Source organism: Kutzneria kofuensis, assembly GCF_014203355.1.
In the GTDB taxonomy this organism is placed as follows: domain Bacteria; phylum Actinomycetota; class Actinomycetes; order Mycobacteriales; family Pseudonocardiaceae; genus Kutzneria; species Kutzneria kofuensis.
Genome location: NZ_JACHIR010000001.1, coordinates 8,053,795 through 8,075,623, shown reverse-complemented (window position 1 = coordinate 8,075,623; position 21,829 = coordinate 8,053,795). Strand labels below are relative to the sequence as shown.

Sequence of the window (21,829 nt, the reverse complement as noted above, 5' to 3'; positions counted from 1 at the left end):
ACGCAAACGCGCCGTTGACGGGAACTGGACGAGAGGATCCTCTCCCCTGTGCGATCTGCCCGGGTGACAACGGGAAACTCGGTGGGCAGGCCGGTGTTGGTCCTTCGACTCCAGCCATCCGGCCTGCCCGTTCGCGCGGGATCCGGGTCAGCCGGTGGCTGCCATCAACGCGTCGAAGTTCGCGCGATACTGGTCGTGGATCGCGTTGGAGTGCACGCGGACCATCGCCTCGTCGTTCTCCCGCAACGCCGCGTTGGTGTAGTTGTGGCTACCGGTCATCACCCATTTGCTGTCGCGTTCCCCGGCGTAGGTGCCCTCGATCAGCATGTACTTGGAGTGCACGATGTACGTGCCGTCGATCTGGTGCAGCTTGATCCGGTCGTGGCCGCTCAGGTAGCCCAGCGTGCCCGCGTCCATGCCGGTGTAGGCGATTTCGATCCAGCACTTCCGGTCGGCGAGCGCGCGGAGTTCCCGCGCGATGTTGTCGCGGGTGAAGTCCCACATGGCGATCCGGATCACGGTGCGGCCGGTGGGCGTGCCGACGGTGGTGTTTCCCTCGCAGGTCACGTTGTCGCTCAACATGTTGTAGATCGTGTCCGTGGACTCGTCGTTGCCGGCCCTCGGAAAGAAGTACGCCTTGACGTCCCCGGCGCTGACCGTGCGGTAGTAGTCGCCGGTCTTGTGCTGGGCGGCCAGGTCGTTGAAGTAGCTCAGGTAACCGTTGTAGAGGGCGGTGTTGCCGACCAGGGTGACCGCGTTGTTCCAGTACTTCTCGGCGTTGTCGACGGTGAGGTTGGCCGAGGACTGGACCACCACGTCGGCCGAGCCCTGGGTCTGGGAGAACAGGAAGAACTTGTTGTGCATGATCGGGGTGCCGACGTCGCCGATGCACGCCCCGCCGTCGGTGCACAACGTCACCCACGACGACTTGCTCCGGTCGGTGCCCAGTCCCCCGACCAGGCGCACCACGGCGGCCGAGTCCGCGGCCGAGTGGTCGACGACCAGCCGGACGTTGACACCACGGTCGTGTGCCGCGAGCAGGTCGCCCGCCACGGTGGTGTCGGTGAAGTGGTACATCGCGACGCGGATGTCCGATCCGGCCGCCGCTGTCTGGATGAGGGAACGCAGCTGGTTGACGATGGCGTACTGCTGGGCGGGGTCGGTCGGGTTGTTGAACACGGCGCCGGAGGCGACCGCCGCGTCGGCGGCCGGCGTCCCCGGCCCGGGGACCAGGAGTGCGGCCAGCGCCGCGACCACGGGCAGAATCATGCGGGCAGGTCTCATCGGATTTCCTTCACTGTTTCGGTCACGGCGGATCTGAACGTCGGGCGCTCAGGTGTTGCCCCAGGTGCGGATGCGCGCCTCGCCGCCGAGGCTGCACGGCGCGCCACCGGCGTAGTCGAGGTCCCCGACGATCGTGGCCCAGTTGGAGATGCTGCTGCCGTCGTAACCGGACACGTTGTCGTTGTCGTGGAACAGGTTGCCGTGCGAAGCGCACTCGCGTGGATGGCCCGGTGACACGCACCCGGTGGTGGTGTCGCAGAACCAGTCCGAGAGCAGCCCGCGCTGACCGGACCGGGTGAGGGTGTTTCCGTACACGTCGTTGTCGTCGCTGCCGTTGCGGACCCGGACGGGATCACCGCTGACGTAGGCGAACTGGTTGCCGCTCACGACGTTGCGGCTGCTGCCGTGCGCGAGATACACGCCGTGCAGGAGGTCGGCGTCGCCGCCCGCGTTCTCCAGGTGCACAAAGTGGTTGTTCTGCACCACGTTGTCGCTGGAGTTGACGAGGTCGACACCGCCGTAGGCGTACCCGGCCGAGGACCACTTGGAGCCGATGTCCACGAACTCCAGGCCGAACACCTTGTTGTGGTTGAACCCGGCGTCGGCCGGCACGCGCAGGTTGGTGGCCGAGTCCGTCGTGGTCCGGCCGGCGAGCGCGATGCCACCCTCGCTGTAGTCCTGGACCTGGAGGTAGTAGAACCGCAGGCCACCGTCGCCGCCCGCGGTGGCGCTGTCGGGCATGCGGCCCTTGAACCAGTATCCGGCCGTGCCGTTGCCCCGGAAGACGGGACGGCCGGCGATGTCGTCGATCCCGCCGCCGTACTGGTAGTCGACGGGCATGAACGTGACGGTGTGGCCGGGCACCACGAAGGTCCAGGTCGTCGTGGGCGCCGTGTAGGTGCCCTGCTTGATCCGGACCTGCACGTCGGCCTGGGGCCGGGCGGCGGTGATCACGTCCTGGGCGCGGGCGAGTGTCCGCACCGCCGTCGACGTGCTCAGGCCGTTGTTCGCGTCCGACCCGGCGGGGTCGAGATAGACCGTGAACGGCGGCGGCGCGGGGTCGGCCTGTGCGACGCCGGTGAGCAGGAACGTCAGTGCGGCGGCGATCGCTGTCGCACGCATCGTGTTCTCCTGTCTGCTGGTGACTCCGTCCCACCTGTGTAGAGCGGTGACGGATGTCCGGCGTCGTGCCGACCGCGCCGGACATCACCTGCCGGACAATCACCCGCAGGAAACAGGGAACGGGGCTTCGGGGACGTGCTGCGCCCAGCGCTGCGGCGTCAGCACTCCCGCGGTGTCGGCGCAGATGCGCCGCGCCGCCTCCTGCCCGTCCATCGGGGTCAGCTGGATGGTGCGGTCGTCGCTGGCGGTCGCCAGCACCGTGCCGTCCGGGTTGAACGCAGCGCCGTCGATGGCTGCCGTGTGCGTGGTCAGCGCCGGCCCGACGGGGCTGGCGTGGGCCGGGTCGTGGACGTCCCACAACCGGATCGTGCCGTCCTGGCCCGTGCTGGCCATGGTGGTGCCGTCACGCGTGAACGTCACCTGGTACACGAAGCTGGTGTGACCGGTCAGCGGTGCGCCGATCTGCTGCGGCGTCCCCGTGCCGCTGACGTCCCAGAGCCGGACGGTGTGGTCGCTGTCGGCGGTGGCCAGGTAGCGCCCGTCCGGGGCGAAGGCGACGCACCGGACGCCGCCGGTGTTGACGGTCAGCCGCCGGGCCTGCCCCGGACGACCGGGATCGGTGATGTCCCACAGCAGCACGGTGTCGTCGCTGCTGGAAGCGGCCAGTTCGTGGCCGTCGGGGCTGATCGCCAGCCAGGTCACGTCCTCGCGGTGGCCGAGGAGGGTCGCGGCCGGTGTGACGTGCTCGCGGTTCGTGACGTTCCACAGCCGCACCACGCCGTCGGCGCCGGCCGCGGCCAGGGTCCGCCCGTCCGGCGTGAACGCGACCTCCGTGACGGCCTGGGAGTTCCCGCTCACCGGTTCGGGCCAGGCAACGGCATGCCGGGGATCGGCGACGTCCCACAACCACACGGTGCCGTCACGGCCGGCGCTGGCCAGGGTGTGTCCGTCGGGGCTGAACGCGACCTGGTTGACAGCCTTGGTGTTCCCGGTCAGCGGCGGCCCGAGCGGCTTCGGACGTCTCGGGTCGGCCGTGTCCCACAACCGGACGGTGCGGTCGGTGCTCGCGCTGGCCATGACCTTGCCGTCGCGCCGGAAAGCCACGCCGTTGACGTAGCTGGTGTGGCCGATGAGGACGGTCGCCGGCAGGTGCCACAGCCGTACCATGCTGTCGGCCCCGACGCTGGCCAGGGTCTGCCCGTCGGGGCTGAACGCGAGCCAGTAGATGTAGCCGGTGTGCCCGGTGAGCGGCTGGCCCAGCGGGACCGGGTCGGCCGGCTGGCTGAGGTTCCACAGCCGGATGGTCTGGTCGGCGCCGGCGGTGGCCAGCACGGTGCCGTCATGGTTGAACGCCACCGCGAAGATGGTGTCGGTGTGCCCGGCCAGCGGGTGTCCGAGCCGGGCCGGGTGCGCCGGATCGCTGACGTCCCACAACAGCACGGTGTGGTCGTTGCTGACCGACGCCATGAGCCTGCTGTCCGGGGTGAACGCGGTCGCGTAGACGGTGTCGGAATGCCCGGCGAGTGGCTGTCCCCACGGTGTCGGGTTGGCCAGATCGGTGACGTTCCACAGCTGGATCAGGTGGTCGTGGCCGGAGCTGGCGATCGTGCGCCCGTCCGGGCTGAACGTGGCCGAGGCGACGGCGTCGGTGTGGCTACCGATGAGCGGCTGCCCGATCGGCGTGGCGTGCGCGGGATCCGTCACGTTCCACAACCGCAGCGTCCGGTCGGCGCCCGTGCTGACCAGCGTGTGCCCGTCCGGGCTGAAGGACACCGAGAACACGATGTCGCTGTGCCCGAGCAGCGGCGGCCCAGCGGACCTGGCGTGGGCGGGATCGGTGACGTCCCACAGCCGGACCGTGTGGTCGCTGCCGGCCGTGGCGACCAGATGGCCGTTCGGGCTGTACGCCACCCACATCACCTTGTCGCGGTGCCCGGTCAGCGGTGGCGTCCACAACCTCACGTGCACGGGATCGGTGATGTTCCACAGCCGCAAAGCGCCGTCCAGGCCGACCGTGGCCAGGGTGCGCTTGTCGGGGCTGTACGCCACGCCGTACACGGTTTTCGTACCGCCGTCGACCAGCGAGGACAGCGCGACGTTCTGCGTGCCGAGCACCGCAGTCCGATTCTGGGACGTGTCCTGCATTCGCTCGGCCGCGAGCGAGAACTGGGCGGCCAACGAGATGTCGGTGTCGTGCACCTGTTGCGCCTCGTCCGCGGTGTGCATCGCTACGGCACGGTCGCGTTGCGCCTGCGCGGTGTCGCGCTGTTGAAGTGCGTACACCGCCGCGGTCGACGCCAGGACCGCGAGCACCGCCAACACGGCGATCGCGGCGCGGGTCAGCAGGCGGGCGCGGTTCTGACGTCCCGCTGACGAAAGGAGGAAGCGCCGCAGGCGCGGATCCCGCTCCAGGTCCTCGCGGTGGCGGGCGGCCCACTCCATGGCCACGGCCAGCCGGTTTCCCCGGTACAGGACGGCGGGATCGTGGCCCTCCCGGTCCCAGGTCAGCGCGGCGTCGACGAGTTGCTGGTGCACAAGCAGGCCCTGACGGTCCTCGGCCACCCATTCGCGCAGGCGGGGCCAGGCGTGCAGCAGGGCCTCGTGGGTCAGCTCCACGGTGTCGGCGTCGACCGTGACCAGTCGCGCCCGCACCATCGTGTCCAGCACCGGTTCGGCATCGGCCGGCAGCTCGTCCCGTCGCACTCGCCGCTTGGTGTCGTCGGCGCCGGCGTTGACGGCGATCAGGCGCAGGAGGACGGCGCGCGCCAGTCGTTGCTGGTCGGGAGTCAGACCGGTGTAGACGGCTTCGGCGGTCCGGGCCAGCGCCTGGTGCATTCCGCCCGACGCCTCGTAGCCGCTGAGCGTCATCATGGCGCCGCGGCGCCGGTACCACGTCTCCCGCAGCGCGTGCGACACCAGCGGCAACGCGTTCGGTTGGCCGGCCGCGTCGGCGATCACCCTGGCCAGCAGGGCACTTTCCACCGCGCCGCCGGCGTCCACCATCGGTTGGCTGATCGCGCGGCGCAGTTCGTCGGTGGTCATCCGGCCGACGAGCAGTTGCCCGTCGCGGAGTGCCTCGACGAGCCCGGCGTGGTCGGCGCAGTGGGCGTAGAAGTCCGCGCGGACCCCGATGACGACGCGGGTCCGGCTGTTCCCGGCCTGCGCGGCCGTCAGCAGCGCGTCGATGAACGCGGCGCGTTCGCCGGCGTCGGGGCACAGCGTGAAGAGTTCTTCGAACTGGTCGACGACCAGCAGCAGTTCGGCGTCGGCCGGTCCGTTCGCCAGTGCCTGCAACACGGTCAGGTGCAGTGCCCGGCGGTCGCTGCCCAGCTCGCGACGCAACGCGGTCGCGGAACCGCCCGCGAGCGCGGCGATCCGGGCCGCGCACTCGTCGAGCGGATCCGCGCCCGGGGTGAACAGCACGACCGGCCCGTTCCCCCGCCGTCCGGGGACAAGACCGGCGCGGATCAGGGACGACTTTCCGGAACCGGACGGACCGAACACCGCGACGAACCGGCGTCCGGCGACGCGTGAGACGAGGTCGTCGGTGAGCGCTTCCCGGCCGTGGAAGCGATCCGCGTCCTCCGGCTGGAACGCCGCCAGGCCGGGATAGGGGCAGGACTCGCCCACGGCGGGGTTCTCGGCGCGGTCGAGGGTCTGCGTGGCGGCCACCTCGCGCCAGCGTTGCTCCCACTCGACGGTGTCGCCGCCGCACGCCTCGACGAACGCCAACGTGACCGCCAGGCTGGGCAGCCGCCGGCCGCCGGCGGCGTCCGCGAGCGTGGTCGACGAGTAGTGCGCCTGCCGCGCCAGTTCCCGGTAGGGCGGCTTGCCCGCCTTCTCCCGCACTCGCCGCAGTTCGGCGGCGAACCGGCCCAGCGCGTCGTTCTCCTCGAGCGGCCGCTCGGATCTCGGCACCGCCACCAACCCCCAGCTTCGTCAATCAGGGAGCCATTGTCCGAACTCCGATGTCCGGCGTCCAGCGAACGAAGCCGGACAACCACGTTCGCCGTAGACCGGAAGCCACGCACTCCCCGACGAAAGGATTCACGGCAGTGGCGAGAACAGGGCAAACGGTGGCCGTGGGTCTGACGGTCGCGCTCATGTTCACCGTAACGGCGGCAATCCCCGCCGCCGCGGCGAGCGGACCGGACCTCGATCACGCCGGCTCCGGCCTGGCCGCCCGCACGGCGCAGCCGGTGACGCCGGCCGCGATCGGCTCGGTGCGCGGCCTGGACGTCAGCGGTTACCAGGGCGCGGTCGACTGGGCATCGGTCGCCGCCGCCGGCGCGTCCTTCGCCTACGTCAAGGCGACCGAGAGCACCAACTACGTCAGCAGCTACTTCGGCCAGCAGTACAACGGCGCCGCCGGCGCCGGCCTGATCCGCGGCGCCTACCACTTCGCCCATCCCGACGCGTCCAGCGGCGCCACACAGGCGGACTACTTCGTGGACCACGGTGGCGGCTGGCGTGCCGACGGCAAGACGCTGCCCGGTGCGCTGGACATCGAGTACAACCCGCACGGCGACACCTGCTACGGCCTCAGCGCCGGCGCGATGGTCTCCTGGATCTCCGCCTTCAGCAGCCGCTACCGGGCCCGCGCCGGCCGGGCGCCGGTGATCTACTCCACCACCGACTGGTGGCACAAGTGCACCGGCGACTACGCCGGCTTCGGCGCCACCAACCCGCTGTGGATCGCCAACTACTCGGGCACCCCGCTGCCGCTGCCGGCCGGCTGGGCCAGCGACACGATCTGGCAGTACGCCGACTCCGGCCCGTTCCCCGGCGACCAGAACACGTTCAACGGCACCCGTGACGACCTGCGCACCTTCGCCCTCGGTGACTACACTCCCCCGCCGGTCCGCGCCTGGCCGATCGTCCAGCAGGGCGACAGCGGCACCCGGGTGACGACGGTGCAGGACCTGCTCGACGCCCGCGGCGCGACGCTGACCGCGGACGGCGACTTCGGTCCGGCGACGCTCGCGGCGGTGAAGGCGTTCCAGTCCGCGCACGGGCTCACCGCCGACGGCATCGTCGGCCCCAACACCTGGCAGGCGCTGGTCGTCACCGTGCAGTCCGGCGACTCCGGCCCGGCCGTGCGGGCCGCCCAGACCGAGCTCGTCGCGCACGGCGCCGCCGTGACCGTCGACGGCCAGTTCACCGACGCCACGCGTGCGGCAGTCGTCGCGTTCCAGACCAGCAGCCAACTCACGGCCGACGGCGTCGTCGGACCGGACACCTGGCAAGCACTCGTCTCCTGACTCCTGACGGAAAGGATCACCGTGCACATCCGCATCAGCTCAGCGTGGGCCCGCCGTGTCGGCCTCGCCCTGGCCGCGGCGGCCATGACCGCCACGATGGCCGCCATCACCCCGGGACAGGCTCTCGCCGACACCGACGTCCGCCAGACGCAGTGGGATCTGGCCGGCATGGCCTACCTGACGTTCACCGACGTCGACGGCGTGTCCGGCCCGCAGACCACCGGCGCCGTGTCGGCCTTCCAGACCGACCGCTGCCTGACCGTCGACGGCGTCGTCGGGCCGGAGACCAACTCCGAACTGTCCGCCCAGGTCACCAAGGTCCAGGCGGCCGCGGGCACCACCCAGGACGGCATGTACGGGCCGAACACCGAGGCGGCCGTGAAGACCTGGCAGGCCGCGCACAACCTGACCCAGAACGGGCAGGCCGACGCCGCGACCATGACCGCGATGGGCATCGACCGCCTCAAGACGCCGTGCTCGCGGCCGACGCAGGACGAGATGGTCCAGCAGATCCTGACCATCGCGCAGCAGGAGGCCGCCAACTCCGCGCACAACCACGAGATCGGCGGCTACAACTGCAACTACTACAGCACGCAGCTCGGCGTCGGCAGCGGTGGTTGCTCGAACGGCTGGCGCTCCGAGGCGTGGTGCGCCGACTTCGTGCGCTGGGACTGGATCAAGGCCGGGGCCAACACCAGCGGCATCAACGGCCTCGCGTCGAGCCTGGAGGACTACGGCAAGGCGCACGGCACCTGGCACACCAGCAATCCCAAGCCCGGTGACGCCGTCTACTTCACCTACGGCCACGTGGGCATCGTGGTGTCGGCGACCAGCAGCACCATCACCTACATCTCCGGCAACACCTACAACCCGGCTACCGGCAACGACGACGGCCTGTTGCAGAAGACCATCTCCCGCAGCGGCACCAGCATCGGCGGCTACGCCTCGCCCGTCGTCAAGTGACCGACTCCACGCCGGCCGTGTCGAGGGGCGCGGCCGGCGTGGCCCGTGTTCGGAAAGGACAAGCAAGTGCGTGTCATCTCCCTTGCGGCCGCCACGATCGGCGTGGCCGCGCTGCTCCCGCCGGCCGCGTTCGCCACCCCTTCGCCGGGCTGGCAGGCCGATCTGGTCACCGATGCCGTCCAGACCAACATGTCCACACGGGACGGTGTCGTCACGGTTCTCGACCCGGCCTGGAGACAGGGCTACGCGGTGGATCTGCTGGCCGTGCACGAACTGGCCACGCCGACCGACCGGGTCGACGCCCGCCTGTCGGCCCGGATTCCGGCCGGCGCCCAGGTCGACGTCGACGTCCGCGGCCGGCTGGCCGACCGGAGCTGGACCGAGTGGACGGCGGCCGGAACCACGCTGCCGGCGGCCGCGACCGCCGTGCAGGCCCGAATCACCTTGCACACCAACGGGTCGGCGGCCCCGACCGTCACCGGCTTACGCCTGTCCGCCGACGAGTCGGGGATTCGTCCGCTGGTCACCGGGACTCCGCTGACCTACCGCGTGTTCGCCACCCGTGAGGGCCTGGCCGGCCAGACCACCGCGAACGGCCACACCATCACGTCCCGGGACCACTTCGTCGCGTTGCCCTCTGGAAAGGCGTTGTCGGCCAAGGGAAGTTCCACCTACTCGGTGAAACTGTGCAATCCGGCCAACAACAAGTGCGAGGTCGCGCCGGTGTGGGACGTCGGGCCGTGGAACACCAGGGACGACTACTGGAATCCGTCCTCGGTGCGCCAGTCGTGGAAGGACCTGCCGCAGGGCAAGCCGGAGGCGCAGGCCGCCTACCAGGACGACTACAACGGCGGTCTGGACCAGTACGGGCGCTCGGTGGGCAACCCGGCGGGCATCGACCTCGCCGACGGCACGTTCTGGGACGGCCTGGGCATGACCGACAACGGCTGGATCCAGGTCACCTACCAGTGGACCGGCTCCGGCACGCCGGCGCCCACCTGGCCGATCGTGGAGCAGGGTGACACCGGCAACACGGTGAAGACCGTGCAGTACCTGCTCAACGCCCGGCAGCAGGCGGGCCTCACGGTCGACGGCGACTTCGGCCCGGCCACGCTCGCGGCCGTGAAGAAGTTCCAGTCCGCGCACGGCCTGACCGTGGACGGCATCGTCGGCCCGAACACGTGGTCGGCGCTCGTGCCGGCGGTGGCGTCGGGCAGCACCGGCGACGCCGTGCGGGCGGTGCAGAATGAGCTGACCGCGCACGACATCGCCACTCCCGTGACCGGCGTCTTCGACGCCACCACCGACACCAACCTGCGGAGTTTCCAGACTGCCAACGGATTGCCGGCCACCGGCGGCACCGACGCGGACACCTGGAAGGCCCTGGTGAACTGACCGATGGCGGGCACGGTGACCTTCACGCTCCTGGGGCCCGTCGAGGCCCATGACGAGGACGGGCCGCTGCCGGTGGGCGGCCCCCGCAGCCGGACGGTGCTCGCGGCACTGTTGTTGGCGGCCAATTCCATGGTGACGGTGGAGCGGCTGGTGGACCTGGTCTGGGACGTGCGGCCGCCGCGCACCGCTCACCGGCAGGTGCAGAACCGGGTGTCGATGCTGCGGCTCGCCGGCGTGCCGATCGAGACCTGCCCTTCCGGCTACCGGATCCGAGCGGACCGTGCGAGCCTGGATGTGGTGGCGTTCGAGCAGGCCGCGCGGGACACGCACCGGCAGCTCGGACACGGCCGCCATGAGGCGGCGGCAACGTCCGCGCGCTGGGCGCTGGCGTTGTGGCGTGGCCCCGCACTGGCCGGCACCGACCTGCCCCATCACGCCGCCCTGCTCGAGGAGCTGCGACTGGACGTGCTGACGGCGCGGCTGGATGCCGACCTCGCGCTCGGCCGGCACGGAGACGTCGTCGTCGAGCTCGCCGCCCTCACGCGGGAACACCCGCTGCGGGAACGGTTTCTCGGCCAGTTGATGACGGCGTTGGTCCGCTCCGGTCGCCGGGGCGAGGCACTCGCCGCGTACGACTCGGCCCAGCTCCGCCTGCGTGCGCAGTTCGGCGTCGGGCCGAGCCCGGAGCTCCGCCGGCTACGGGCGAACCTGCTCATCGACACCTTGGCGTCGGCCCGATGATCGCGGCGCGCGGGACCGGCGCCCGCGCGCCGCGCCAGGATCAGTTGATCAAGTCACGCCAGGTGTCGCGGTTGACGGCGCCGTCGGCGGCGAGGCCGTTGGCGGCCTGGAAGGCCTTCAACGACGTCACCGTCGCCGCGTCGAGGGTGCCGCTGACCGTGGTCGCCCAGCCGTGGGCGGTGAGTTCGGTCTGAACCGCCCGCACCGTGTCCCCGGTGCTGCCCGGGTTCACCGTCGGCACGAGCGCCGACCACGTGTTCGGGCCGACCACACCGTCCGCGGTGAGCTTGTGCGCGGTCTGGAAGCTCTTGACCGCGGCGAGGGTCGCCGGGCCGAAGTCGCCGTCCACGGTCAGGCCGGCGTTGTGCTGGCTGTTGAGCAGGTACTGCAACGCCTTGACGTCGGCGCCGGTGTCACCGTTCTGCACCAGCGGCCAGGCGAGCAGGGACTCCCGCATCGCGTACACCACACGGCTTCCCGGGTCCTCCGACAGCGACCAGAGCTCGTCCCGGCCGGGCCAGTAGCTCAGGTCCTCCGGGTAGGGCTGCAACACGTTCTCGTACTTCGCGACCGACTGCCGGGCGGTGTAGGAGTAGAGCGAGCCGTAGTGGGCGGTGCTGGTCGAGTAGCTGGTGGACGCGTAGTAGCGGCCGCGGACGGACGCGGTCCCCTGCGTCTTGAGAATGCCGGTCTCGTACGCCTCGATCCCGTGCACCAGCCCGTCGGTCGACGCCGCGAGGGTGTGGTCGGCGGCGTTGAGCGGATACCGGACGACGCGGTGGGTGTCCGTGGTCTCGGTGTTGTACTCCGAGACGACCATCGTGTCCGAGGCGCCGGTGCGGTCCAGGGCCGTGGAGGAGAACCGGAACGCCGGGTAGCCGCCGGCGGTCGAGGCGTTGTACGTGAAGGCCTGCGGCAGCACGTACTTGTAGCCGAAGGCCTGGTAGGACCCGTCGGACTGGAGGCCGATCCCGTCGCCGCCGGTGTCGACCGACCAGATGTGGTTCAGGTCGAAGACCCGCAGGCCGCCGCTGGTGTCCACGACGTAGATGTAGTTGCCGTACCAGAACATGCCGCCGGCGTGCACGGCGTCCCCGCTGCTGTTGGTCACGGGTTTGAAGTCGGGCTTGCCGGCCGAGTTCGTCGTCGGCAGCACCAGCAGCACCAGGCGGTACACCGGATGGGCCGGGTCCGAGTAGTCCACGAACGCGATCCGGTCACCGCGGTCGACGCCGCCGGCGTGCCAGTACCAGCTGGCGGCGATCACGGTCTGCCCCTGGTAGGCGCCGGACGGGTCGGCGTCGGCGCTGGAGGTGATGCCCTGCGGGTACCAGTCGGTCCCGCCCTCGTCGTCCGCGCCGGGCTCGGACTGCCAGCAGAACGCCTCCACCGCGGCCGGAGCGTGCGCCGAGCAGGGCTTCGCCGTGCGGTTCGCGCTCGCCACCACGTCCGGGAACCCGGCCGTGGGCAGCACCTTGTCCAGCGCGGCGATCGTGGCCGAGTAGGAGCCTTGCTGCAGGCGGAAGTTCGCCGGGGTCAGCCCGGTGGGCGCCGCCGTCGCCGTGCCCGGCGACACCGATGCCAGGGCGGCGACCGCCAGTATCGCAAGCGTCTTCTTCCAGTGGTGAATCACGGGCTTCCTCTCCTGGTCAGATCGGATTCACCACGATGGCGCACCACGTCCTCGATCCGTCACAAGTGGGCGAGCACTGGTCCCCCGACGGCCGTCAGACGGTCGCCCCCTTCAGCGCGAGCAGGCTCTCCGCCGTGTCGGCGATGGTGTCCTCGATCGGCCGCGGAGACCAGCCCAGCACCCGCCGAGCCTTCTCCGACGTGGCGTCGAAGTTCCGGCCCAGCTGTGGGCGCAGGATGCGCAGTCCCGGGTTGACGCGGGCGAGGGCTCGCGCCGTCCACACCGGCAGTTCACGCGTGGGCACCTTCGACGCGCGGTCGCCGAGGCGGTCCCGCAGGATCGCCGCGATCTCACGCGTCCACAGGCTGTGCCCGGAGATCGCGAGGAACCGCTCACCCGCCGCGGCCGGATCGGTCATCGCCCGCAGGTGCAGGTCCGCGACGTCGCGCACGTCCACGTACCCCATCGCGAACTTCGGCAGAGCGGGCAGTTCACCGTCCAGCATCCGCTGCACCAGCCCCAGCGACGGCGAGTAGTCGGAGCCGAGGACCGGTCCGAGCACACCCACGGGGTTCACGACAGCCAGCTCGACACCACCGTGCTCGGCGACGAATTCCCACGCCGCCTTCTCCGAAAGCGTCTTGGACTTCTGGTACGGGGGGATCCCGCCGTCGACATTGCTCCAGTCGGCCTCGGTGAACACCCGCGACTTCTCGGGGTGCCCCATCCCGACCGCCCCGAACGCCGAAGTCAGCACGACCCGCTTCACCCCGGCCTCGCGCGCGGCCCGCAGCACGCGCAGCACCCCGTCCCGGGCGGGCACGACCATCTCGTCGTCGTAGCGGGGCAGGCTGGTGAGCGTCGGCGAGGCGACATGCAGCACGTAGTCGCAGCCCCCGACCGCCTCGCGCCAGCCGGTGTCCTGCTGGAGGTCCGCCGGCAGCACGGTCAGCTTCGCGTCCTCGGGCGCCCCTCCGGCACGGAGCGTCGCCCGCAGCGTCGGCTCCTTCTTCAGGTCTCGCACCGTGGTGCGTACCGTGTGCCCTTGCGCCAGCAGCGCGAGCACGCACCAGCTGCCGATGTACCCCGAGCCGCCGGTGACCAGCACTTCCGTCATGAATGATCCTCACAATGACTTGGGCGGAGAACGTGTCGTCGTTCGATCGGAAACGCCTGGTGGTCCTAGACGTTCGCGTATCCCGGAACCCGGTCCCGGATCCGTTGCAGCTCGGCTTCGTCGGAGATGCCTTGGAAGTCGTGGCGAGGCGTGTACGGCCGCTCGACGGCGGCGAGTTCCTCGTCGGTCAGCTCGATGTCCAACGACGCGATCGCGTCGTCGATCTGGGTGATCGTGTTGGCCCCGACGAGCGGTGCCGACACGACGGGTTTGCTGTGCAGCCAGGCCAGGGCGACCTGTGCTCGGGTGGCGCCGCGCTCCTCGGCGATCGCGCCGACGGCGTCGATGATCGCGTGGTCGCTGTCGGCGGTGAGCGGGGTGTAGAGCAGGTCCGCGTAGCCACCATCCGTTTCGGACCGGGCTGTCGACTTCGCGGCGTCCCAGGGGCGGGCCAGCCGGCCGCGGGCGAGCGGGCTCCAGACGATCGTGCCGACTCCCTCGTCGAGGCACAGCGGGATCATCTCGCGCTCCTCCTCGCGGGCGAGCAGGTTGTAGTGGTTCTGCATCGACACGAACCGGGCCCAGCCGTGCTGCTTCTGCAGGTGGAGGGCCTTGGCGAACTCCCAGGCGGCCATGGAGGAGGCCCCGAGGTAGCGGACCTTCCCGGACTTGACCAGGTCGTGCAGGGCTTCGAGGGTCTCCTCGAGCGGGGTGTCGTTGTCGTTGCGGTGAATCTGGTAGAGATCGATGTAGTCGGTCCCGAGCCGCCGCAGGCTGTGCTCGACTTCGGTCATGATCGCCTTTCGGGACAGGCCCTTCCCGTTCGGTCCCGGCCGCATCGGGTGACGCAGCTTGGTGGCGATGACGACGTCGTCCCGGTTCGCGAAGTCCTTGAGGGCACGGCCCAGGATCTCCTCGCTGGAGCCGTGGGAGTACATGTTGGCGGTGTCGAAGAAGTTGATGCCGGCCTCGAGAGCGTGCTTGACGAGCGGGCGACTGGCGTCCTCGGCCAGTGACCAGACCGGGTGGCCGCGGTCGGGGTCGCCGTAGGTCATCGCACCGATCGCGATCGGCGAGACGTCGAGACCCGTGGTTCCGAGCTTGGTGTAGCGCATGGTGCTCCTCTATGGTTCTGGAGAGGTCTCCACATACGTTAGTGGAGAGGTCTCCGGATAGCAAGGACGGCACATGGTTCGCTCGGACGCTCGGGAAAACCGGGCTCGCATCCTGCAGGTCGCTCGCGAGGCCTTCGCCGGGGGCGGTGACGTCTCGATGAACCAGATCGCGCAGCGTGCCGGCGTCGGGCCCGGCACCCTGTACCGCAACTTCCCGACCCGAGAGGCTCTCGTCCTGGCCATCTACCAGCACGAAGTCGACCGGCTCATCGAGTCCGTCCCGGAACTGCTGGCGACGCTGCCGCCGCTGGAGGCGCTTCGGCGGTGGACCGTCGACCTGGTGGCCGCCATGCGGCAGAAGCACGGTCTCGGCGACGCGCTCAGCCCCGGTGCGCATCAAGCGATCACCGAGCAGACCTACGGCCCGGTCATCGCCGCCATCACGCAGCTGCTCGACGCGGGCAAACACGACGGCACCATCCGCGACGACGCCGACCCCCGTGACTTCCTCCAGCTCACCGGCGCCCTCTGGCGGGCCGCCTCGGGGCCGGAAGACCGATCGCCGTCGATGCTCGCCCTGATCCTCGACGGCCTGAGCGCTCACCGGCGCGGTTGAACGATCACCGCCGCATGATCGTGACCGGCACTCCTTGGCCGCGTAGCCGGTGCTGGTCGCCGTCGGGCCGCCGAACGGGCCGGAAGTGTGCGGCCGGTCCGCTCAGTTCGTCACGAGCCGGCGGATCACCGCGATCGGGCCGATCGAGTCGATCGGGCTGATCTTGACCGGCTCCCCGAAGGTGGCCGCCTGGATCGCCTGGTTGTGGTCGAGGGCCAGCGCCACGTGTTGGACCGGCTGATAGAAGTACAGCAGGTCACCCGCCCGGACGTCGGCCCGTGCGACCCGCTGCCCGACCAGCGCCTGGTCGGCGGCGACCCGCGGCAACCGCACGCCGGCGGCGCCGTACGCGGCCTGGACCAGGCCCGAACAGTCGTACGCGAACGGCCCCGTGCCGCCCCACTCGTACGGCTTGCCCAGCTGGGCCAGAGCGAACCGCAGCGCCGTGCCCACCGCTCCCGGCGGCACCGTCACGCTCGGGGCCACGGTGCCGCCCTGCATCAGGGAGACAGCGTCGGGCGGCAAGGCGTTCAACGCCGCCCGAACCTGGGCGACCCGCTTGTCCAGGTCCGCACGCTGCGCGCTGACCTGGTTCTCGGTCGCGGTCGCAGCCGCGGCCGCCTTCTCCGCCGCGGCCTGCTGCCGCTCGGCCGCCTCTCGTGCCTGGGACGTCTGGGCCAGGGTCTGCGCCGTCGCCGCCTGCACGGCGTCGTCGGCATCGTGCACCAGGCCGGCGAGGATCGAGGCCGACGCGAACTCGTCCTGGCTGCCGCTGTTCAGCACCGCGGCCACGCTGTTGGCCGGCACCATCGTCCTGAGCAGCGCCGCCCGTTCCCTACGGTCAGCCACCAACTGCTCGGCCTGCCGCACCGCCTGCTTCCAACTGTCGTCGGCCGCCCGGAAGGCGGCATCGGCCGCCACGGCCTGCTGCCGCAAGGCGGTCGCCTGCTCCTGGGCCTTGAGCAGCTGCTCGTTGACCCGCTCGGCTTGACGGCTCAGATCGACGTACCGGCCGACCAGGCCCGCCACCGTCGTCGGCGCATCGTCGGCGCCGGCACTCGCGGCCGGCACCAGCAGCGGGAACACCGACGCTGCCAGCACGACGACGCAGCACGATCTCAGCCCGAGCTTTCGCATGGTCCCCCGCCGATTCCGGTCTCCGGCTCCGACCCTACCGAATTCCGCCGCGGCGACGGTGGCCGTGGATGACAACGTGGGGGCAGACCGGTTCGCCCGATGGGGAGGGTCGGGCGACCCTGACCGTCTGCACCGCCGCTCCCGGCACGCCCTCCGCTGATGGGCTGGCCAGCTGGACGGTCACCCACGCCGCCCACTCGCTCAGGTGAGGACGAACCGGGCCTCGATACTCGTCCCCCGCGGGGTCGTGTGCAGTCGGACCAGGTCGGCGAGGTGGTTGACCATCAGCAGGCCACGCCCACGGCGCTGACCCGCGGCCTCGGGCCTGCGTCCGACCAGCGGGTCGGTGATATGGCCGGTGTCGTGGACCTGGCACACCAGGTCGCTGCCGTCGACACCCAGCATCACGGTGGCGCTGCTGCCCGCGTGTTCGATGCTGTTGGTGGCCAGCTCGGTGACGGCGAGCAGGAGGTCCCCGGCACGACCTTCGGACAGGCCGAGCGCGCCGGCCGTCGCGGAGGCCCAGCGGCGCAGCCGCGCGAGGTCCGTGGCGGTGGCCGTGAACGTGACGGCGTTCGGGGGCGTGGCCAGTGGCCGGTTGTAGTCGGCGACGACCGCGTCGGGAGCGTACTGGTCGCTGTCGCGTCGACCTGTGCGGTCCACCAGCACCGGATGGGTCCTGGCCGCGTCGGCCACGACCAGCGGGTCGAGCGCGGCGACGTCGTAGGGGCACAGGATCGTCGCCGTGTGCCCGGTGAATGCGTGGTTGATCAACGCTTCGTGCTGGGCACAGGCCGGGTACTCGGTCTCGGAGCGGTGCGCCCAGATGGGCTCGCCGATGATCCGCACGTGCCGGCCGGGATGAGCATCGGCGAACGCGCGCAGCACGCCCGGGATGATCCGTCCCGGGTTGCGGCCGACCTCGGTCATGTCCAGCATCCGCACGTGCTCGGCGTCCCGGCCCAGCTCCTCGCGCAGCAGCGCGAGGTTGGCGGTGGGCACGGCGACCGCCACGGGCGCGCCGGCGGCGAGTCCCTCGGTGATGAACGGCAGGGTGCCGGCCAGGTACTCGTGCTCGTCGCGGTAGAACAACGCCGGGTGGTCGAACGGGTCGGTCTTCGCCGCCGTGGTCGCGGTCGTCATGGCGCAGCCACCATGACCAATCGCGGGGCGTCGGGCCACAACACGTCCATCACCTGCCGTAGTACGCGCGGCGGCTGGTGCAGGACCATCTGCCGCTCCTCTCCCAGACCGTGCGCCAGTTCGACCAGTTCGGCCACGCCTCGGACATCGATGAACGTCAGCGCGGACAGGTCCAGGTGGATGTCGCCGTCGACATCCACCAGCGGCGCCAGCGTCGCGTGCCAGCTGTCTCGAACAGTCGCGTCGACCTCGCCGGCCACGCGTACCCCCACCTGGTCGGGCAGCGCTTCCACGCGCAGCGCCGGAACGTCGCAGTCGCGGGACGTCGATGCCTCGGCATCGCGCCGTGGCGTCACGATGGCACCTCCCGACTGTCGGGCCCCACGGTACCGCCACCAGAGGTCGTCGGCGACGTGGCCGACATGTCCGAGCAGCCGGGTGCCCGGCGCGGCCGTGATCACGGTCGGCTCCACGCATGCTGGTTCACGTCCTGATTTCACGCTGACCCGACGTTGACGGTCGGCCGGGAGTCTTCGGTCGCCCTCGCGGTGAGGGTGGAAACGATCGAAGTGAGGCAGTGATGGTGAAACGGACGGTGGCTCTGCTGATTGCGGCGATGGGCGTGCTGCTCGGCGTGGCGGCGGCTCCCGCGTCGGCGGGGAACGCGCCGGTGGGGAATGTGCCGGTGGGCCCGGTGCACGCGCGGCCGGTGCCCAAGGTGCCGCTGCTGATCGACGGGGTTCGGCTGGCCCCGAAGGAGATCAGCCGGTTCGACGGCAGGCCGCTCTACCTTTTCGTCGACCAGCGGACGCCGGACCTGCTGGTGGGCTACACGAACGAGAGCGAGGCCAAGGCGGAGGTCGCGCGCCGCGACGCGGTTGCGACGCCGATGTCGGCGGGGCAGTCCATCGTCATCTACTCCGGTGACGAGGGCCACGACGACTCGCAGGCCATCCAGTCGGGCTGGAGCGTGAACAACCTGACCGCCGTCCTGCGCGGCTGTGGGCTGTTCGGCTGCGCCGGCAACTGGAACGACGTGATCTCCTCGGCGCTGATGAACGGCAACGCCACCTTCTACGCCGACCCGAACTTCGGCGGCGGGTGGCTGAGCATGTGGGGCGGCAGCAACTGGCGGTTCAACATGTCGACGTACGGGTTCGACAACATCACCAGCTCGATCAACGTCTGGTGGTGAGCCCGCGACCGGTGGGGCGTCGGGAATCCCCGGCGTCCCACCGGTCACCGCGCCGCGAAGCCGGACACCTCCCGCACCGGCACGCCGATCTCCACCATCGCCTCGGAGTAGCGCTGGAACGCCCGCGACGCCTCGCCGTGCCGGCCCGCCTCGGCGAGGTTCGCGACCAGGTCCCGGTGCGCCTGCTCGTCGTAGGGATCCACCGACAGGATGCGCAGCAGGTGGCACACGACCTCGTCGACCTCGCCGGCCCGCTGGGCCAGCTCGACCAGCATCCGCAGCACGCGCAGGTGTGTGGCGCGTGCCTCCTCGCGCAGCGGCCGGGCCCAGTCCGGATACGGGTCGTCGGCGAAGACCTCGCCGCTGTAGGCCCGGTCCGCGGCGGTCAGCACCGACCAGGCGTCGGCCGGCGCACCCTGTTCCCGCAGCCGCGCCCCGTACCGGGCCTGGGCGAACAGGTCCTCGACGTCGACCGTGAGCCGGCCGAGGTCGACCGCGATGTCCTTGTGGCTGGCCAGGACGAAGTGGTCCGGCGGCGCCCGCCGGTCGGGATCGAGCACGCCGCGCAGCGTGGACAGCGCCACCGCCAGCCGGTGCGCCACCTTCTGGCGCTCGTCGCGTGCGACCGGCCCCCACAACAGGTCGGCGAGTTCGTCGCGGGAGACGGGACTGCCGCGCCGGGCGATCAGCACCCGCAGCAGGTCACGTGCCTTTCTGGACTGCCACGCCCGCGGCGGCAGCGGTTGGCCGTCGACGAGCACGGTGAAACCGCCGAGCACGCGGACCTCGACCCGGCCGGGTGAGCCGGGGCGCACCGGCGCCGCGGCCGGCACACCGGCGGCGGCCAGCCGGGACTCGGCCAGCCGGCCGTTGAGCCGCAGGTCGCCGTCGTCACCGCCGATCCGGCCGAGCGCCACCCGGATCCGGTCCGCCTCCAGCCACGCCTCCGAGTCCCGCCAGATCGACAGGGCCTCCCGCAACAGCTTCACGGCCGCCGCGGGCTCGTCGGTGGCGGCCGCTTCGACCTCCAGTGCCCACGCCATCCCGCTGCGGTCCCGGTGCAGGGCCGCGGCGTCGATGGCGGCCTGCGCGTCCTTGCGCGCGTCGGCGCCCGCGCCCACCTGCCACGCCGCCCAGGCGCGGGCCACCAGTGCGGTCGTCACCCAGTGGCCGTGCGCGTGGTCCATGGCGCGGTTGGCGAATTCGGCGGCCTGGCCCGGATCGGTCTCCGCGACGACCCGCGCCAGGCCGGCCAGCGCGGGGACCATGCCCTGGCGGTTGTGGCCGTCCTCGGTGGCGGCGCGCAGTGCCTCCGTGTACGCCGCCTTGGCTTGCGCCGGCTGCCCGCGCAGCCGGTGGATGTCACCGAGCCCGGTGAGCGGGTAGGCCACCTTCATCGAGTGCATCCGCTGGTACGTCCGCACCGCGCGCTGGTAGCTCGCCACCGCGTCGTCGAGCCGGCCCAGGTGGTGCAGCAGCTTGCCCTGGTTCGCCAGCGCCAGGGCGAGCGAGCCGTCGTAGCCGCCGGACGCGGCCAGCTCGACGGCGGGAGCGAGCACCGCGAGCGCCTCGGTCAGGCGGCCCTCCTGCTCCAGCCCGGCCGCGAGGTTCACGCGGATCCGCAGCACCTGCACCGTGTCGCCGGCCGCCTCGGCCAGCTCCAGCGCCTGGCCGTAGTGCGCGCGCAGCCCGATCGGGTCGCCGGTGAGGTGGGCGCACAACGCCAGTGCGACGTGTGCGGTGGCGAGTGCGCGGCTGTCGCCCGTGGTGCACGCGGTTTCGTAGGCGCGACCGGCAAGTTCGGCGCACCTCGCCTCGTCCCCGGCGAGCCAGTGCGCGGCCGAGGTCCACGCCAGCAGCAACGCGTTGTCCGACTGCGCGCCGTCGTCCAGCCGGCCACGGCGCAGCACGGCGAGCGCGTCGTTCGGATCACCCCACAGGTAGACCGCCGCGCCGTAACGCCAGGCGAGTCCGGGCGGCAGTTGCCGCGAGTCGCCGGCCAGCCGTGAGTAGACCGCCAACGCTCCCGTGGTGTCCCCGGTCGCCTGCAGCGCATCGGCGTGGACCAGTTCGACGGCGTCGTCCCGCAGCCGTTCGGGCAGGGCCCGGGCCGCCGCGACAATGCTGCTCGCGGCGCCCGCGGCCAGCAACTGGCCGCCGTACTCACGCAGCAGGTGGGCGCAGCGGGTGTGGTCGGCAGCGGCGAGCGCCAGGCGGAGCGCGTCGGCGGTCCGGCCATGGTCGGTGTGCCACTCGGCGGCCAGCGCGACGACCGCCTTGCGCCGGGTCGGCGGCATCGGGTGGCCGGCGCGGACGATCGCGGCCACCACCGGCACCGGTTCGTACCAGTCCCGGCTGACGACCGGCGGCTGCAGCAGACCGAGCCGGGCCAGCAGCGCCAGGTGCGGAGCCAGGCGGTCCTGGCCGATCCCGGCCGCGAGCTCCATCGAGATGGAGCCCAGTTCCGCGATGTGCACGAGAAGTTCCAGCGCGTCCGGGGGAAGGTCGTCGAGCACTTCGCCGCGGACGTAGTCGTACAGCGGGGTGTTCGGCGCCGCCAGCAGGTCGGCGAGCGGCTCGGCCGTTCCCTCCGAGGCCAGCCTGGCGCCGCCGAGTTGCACCAGTGCGGGCCATCCGGCGGTGAGCCGGTGCAACTCGGCGGCCAGGCCCGGATCGTCGACGCCGTACTGACTCGTCAGCAGGGCCGCCACCTGCTGCGGCGACAGGGCCAGCCGCCGCGGCCCGATCTCCACCGGCGCGCCCAGGTCGTAGCGAAGCAGGGTGACCACCGGAATCGGCCGGCGCGAGATCAGCACCAACCGGTCGGCGTCGCCCGCCGTGTCCGGTGGGCCGTCCCGGTGCACGTCGTCGACCACCAGCACGTTCTCGCCCGTGTCGCGCAGCCACCGGGCGACCGCCGTCGTCTTGCCGTATCCGGCGGCCGCGACCACGACGGAGAGCCGTCCGCGTAGCACGTCGAGCATGCCGCCCCCTCCGGCCGCTGCGCCAGGACCGACTTTGATACCACCTTGACCACCGCTCGGACACTGGTCGTCACCCGGCCGGCGGCGTCAGCCGTCACACCGGTCGGACAGGGGTTCTCACAC

At 71.3% G+C, this 21,829-nt stretch carries 16 protein-coding genes; 6 read left to right on the top strand and 10 right to left on the bottom strand.

The window, feature by feature from the left end; all coding sequences use genetic code 11:
- Positions 1–147: 147 nt before the first annotated feature.
- From BJ998_RS36765 to BJ998_RS49355, 3 genes are all read right to left on the bottom strand, one after another.
- Positions 148–1,284 (bottom strand): phospholipase D-like domain-containing protein, encoded by a 1,137-nt coding sequence (locus BJ998_RS36765; protein ID WP_184867892.1) that lies wholly within the window; start codon positions 1,282–1,284, stop codon positions 148–150.
- 48 nt (positions 1,285–1,332) lie between these two features.
- Complete coding sequence (locus tag BJ998_RS36760; RefSeq protein ID WP_184867891.1) at positions 1,333–2,406, bottom strand: right-handed parallel beta-helix repeat-containing protein; 1,074 nt, start codon at positions 2,404–2,406, stop codon at positions 1,333–1,335.
- Between the two features lie 99 nt (positions 2,407–2,505).
- Complete coding sequence (locus BJ998_RS49355) at positions 2,506–6,330, bottom strand: nSTAND1 domain-containing NTPase (protein WP_184867890.1); 3,825 nt, start codon at positions 6,328–6,330, stop codon at positions 2,506–2,508.
- 179 nt (positions 6,331–6,509) lie between these two features.
- Here BJ998_RS49355 and BJ998_RS49350 point away from each other — a divergent pair, with 179 nt between their 5' ends.
- From BJ998_RS49350 to BJ998_RS36730, 4 genes are all read left to right on the top strand, one after another.
- Entirely contained in the window at positions 6,510–7,667 is a 1,158-nt protein-coding gene (locus BJ998_RS49350) for a GH25 family lysozyme (RefSeq protein WP_221338247.1), read from the top strand.
- A 21-nt stretch (positions 7,668–7,688) separates the two neighbouring features.
- The gene (locus BJ998_RS36740) at positions 7,689–8,630 is read left to right on the top strand and encodes an NlpC/P60 family protein (protein WP_184867889.1); all 942 of its coding nucleotides are present in this window, start codon (positions 7,689–7,691) and stop codon (positions 8,628–8,630) included.
- A 66-nt stretch (positions 8,631–8,696) separates the two neighbouring features.
- Positions 8,697–10,025, top strand: coding sequence for a peptidoglycan-binding domain-containing protein (locus BJ998_RS49345; protein ID WP_184867888.1), 1,329 nt, complete (start codon positions 8,697–8,699; stop codon positions 10,023–10,025).
- Between the two features lie 15 nt (positions 10,026–10,040).
- Complete coding sequence (locus BJ998_RS36730) at positions 10,041–10,766, top strand: AfsR/SARP family transcriptional regulator (RefSeq protein ID WP_184867887.1); 726 nt, start codon at positions 10,041–10,043, stop codon at positions 10,764–10,766.
- Between the two features lie 40 nt (positions 10,767–10,806).
- Here the strand turns inward: BJ998_RS36730 and BJ998_RS49340 are convergent, their stop codons facing one another.
- From BJ998_RS49340 to BJ998_RS36715, 3 genes are all read right to left on the bottom strand, one after another.
- Positions 10,807–12,399: a peptidoglycan-binding domain-containing protein gene (locus BJ998_RS49340; protein ID WP_184867886.1), complete on the bottom strand. Its 1,593-nt coding sequence runs from the start codon at positions 12,397–12,399 to the stop codon at positions 10,807–10,809.
- 94 nt (positions 12,400–12,493) lie between these two features.
- Positions 12,494–13,516, bottom strand: coding sequence for an SDR family oxidoreductase (locus BJ998_RS36720; protein ID WP_184867885.1), 1,023 nt, complete (start codon positions 13,514–13,516; stop codon positions 12,494–12,496).
- 65 nt (positions 13,517–13,581) lie between these two features.
- Complete coding sequence (locus BJ998_RS36715) at positions 13,582–14,631, bottom strand: aldo/keto reductase (protein ID WP_184867884.1); 1,050 nt, start codon at positions 14,629–14,631, stop codon at positions 13,582–13,584.
- 73 nt (positions 14,632–14,704) lie between these two features.
- On the opposite strand from BJ998_RS36715, the gene BJ998_RS36710 reads away from it, so the two are divergent.
- A complete protein-coding gene (locus BJ998_RS36710) occupies positions 14,705–15,247 on the top strand; it encodes a TetR/AcrR family transcriptional regulator (protein ID WP_184867883.1) in 543 nt (180 codons plus the stop codon).
- A 102-nt stretch (positions 15,248–15,349) separates the two neighbouring features.
- Here BJ998_RS36710 and BJ998_RS36705 read toward each other — a convergent pair whose 3' ends face one another.
- From BJ998_RS36705 to BJ998_RS49335, 3 genes are all read right to left on the bottom strand, one after another.
- The gene (locus BJ998_RS36705; RefSeq protein ID WP_184867882.1) at positions 15,350–16,384 is read right to left on the bottom strand and encodes a C40 family peptidase; all 1,035 of its coding nucleotides are present in this window, start codon (positions 16,382–16,384) and stop codon (positions 15,350–15,352) included.
- Positions 16,385–16,585: 201 nt separating this feature from the next.
- Positions 16,586–17,527, bottom strand: a complete 942-nt coding sequence (locus tag BJ998_RS36700) for an anti-sigma factor RsbA family regulatory protein (RefSeq protein WP_184867881.1) — start codon at positions 17,525–17,527, stop codon at positions 16,586–16,588.
- Positions 17,524–17,988: an STAS domain-containing protein gene (locus BJ998_RS49335; protein ID WP_184867880.1), complete on the bottom strand. Its 465-nt coding sequence runs from the start codon at positions 17,986–17,988 to the stop codon at positions 17,524–17,526. The genes BJ998_RS36700 and BJ998_RS49335 overlap by 4 nt, the downstream gene beginning before the upstream one ends.
- A 134-nt stretch (positions 17,989–18,122) precedes the next feature.
- Between BJ998_RS49335 and BJ998_RS36690 the strand changes: the two genes are divergently transcribed.
- Positions 18,123–18,722 (top strand): hypothetical protein, encoded by a 600-nt coding sequence (locus BJ998_RS36690; protein WP_184867879.1) that lies wholly within the window; start codon positions 18,123–18,125, stop codon positions 18,720–18,722.
- A gap of 44 nt (positions 18,723–18,766) precedes the next feature.
- On the opposite strand, the gene BJ998_RS36685 is transcribed toward BJ998_RS36690, so the two are convergent.
- Positions 18,767–21,706 (bottom strand): BTAD domain-containing putative transcriptional regulator, encoded by a 2,940-nt coding sequence (locus tag BJ998_RS36685; RefSeq protein WP_184867878.1) that lies wholly within the window; start codon positions 21,704–21,706, stop codon positions 18,767–18,769.
- Positions 21,707–21,829: the final 123 nt, after the last annotated feature.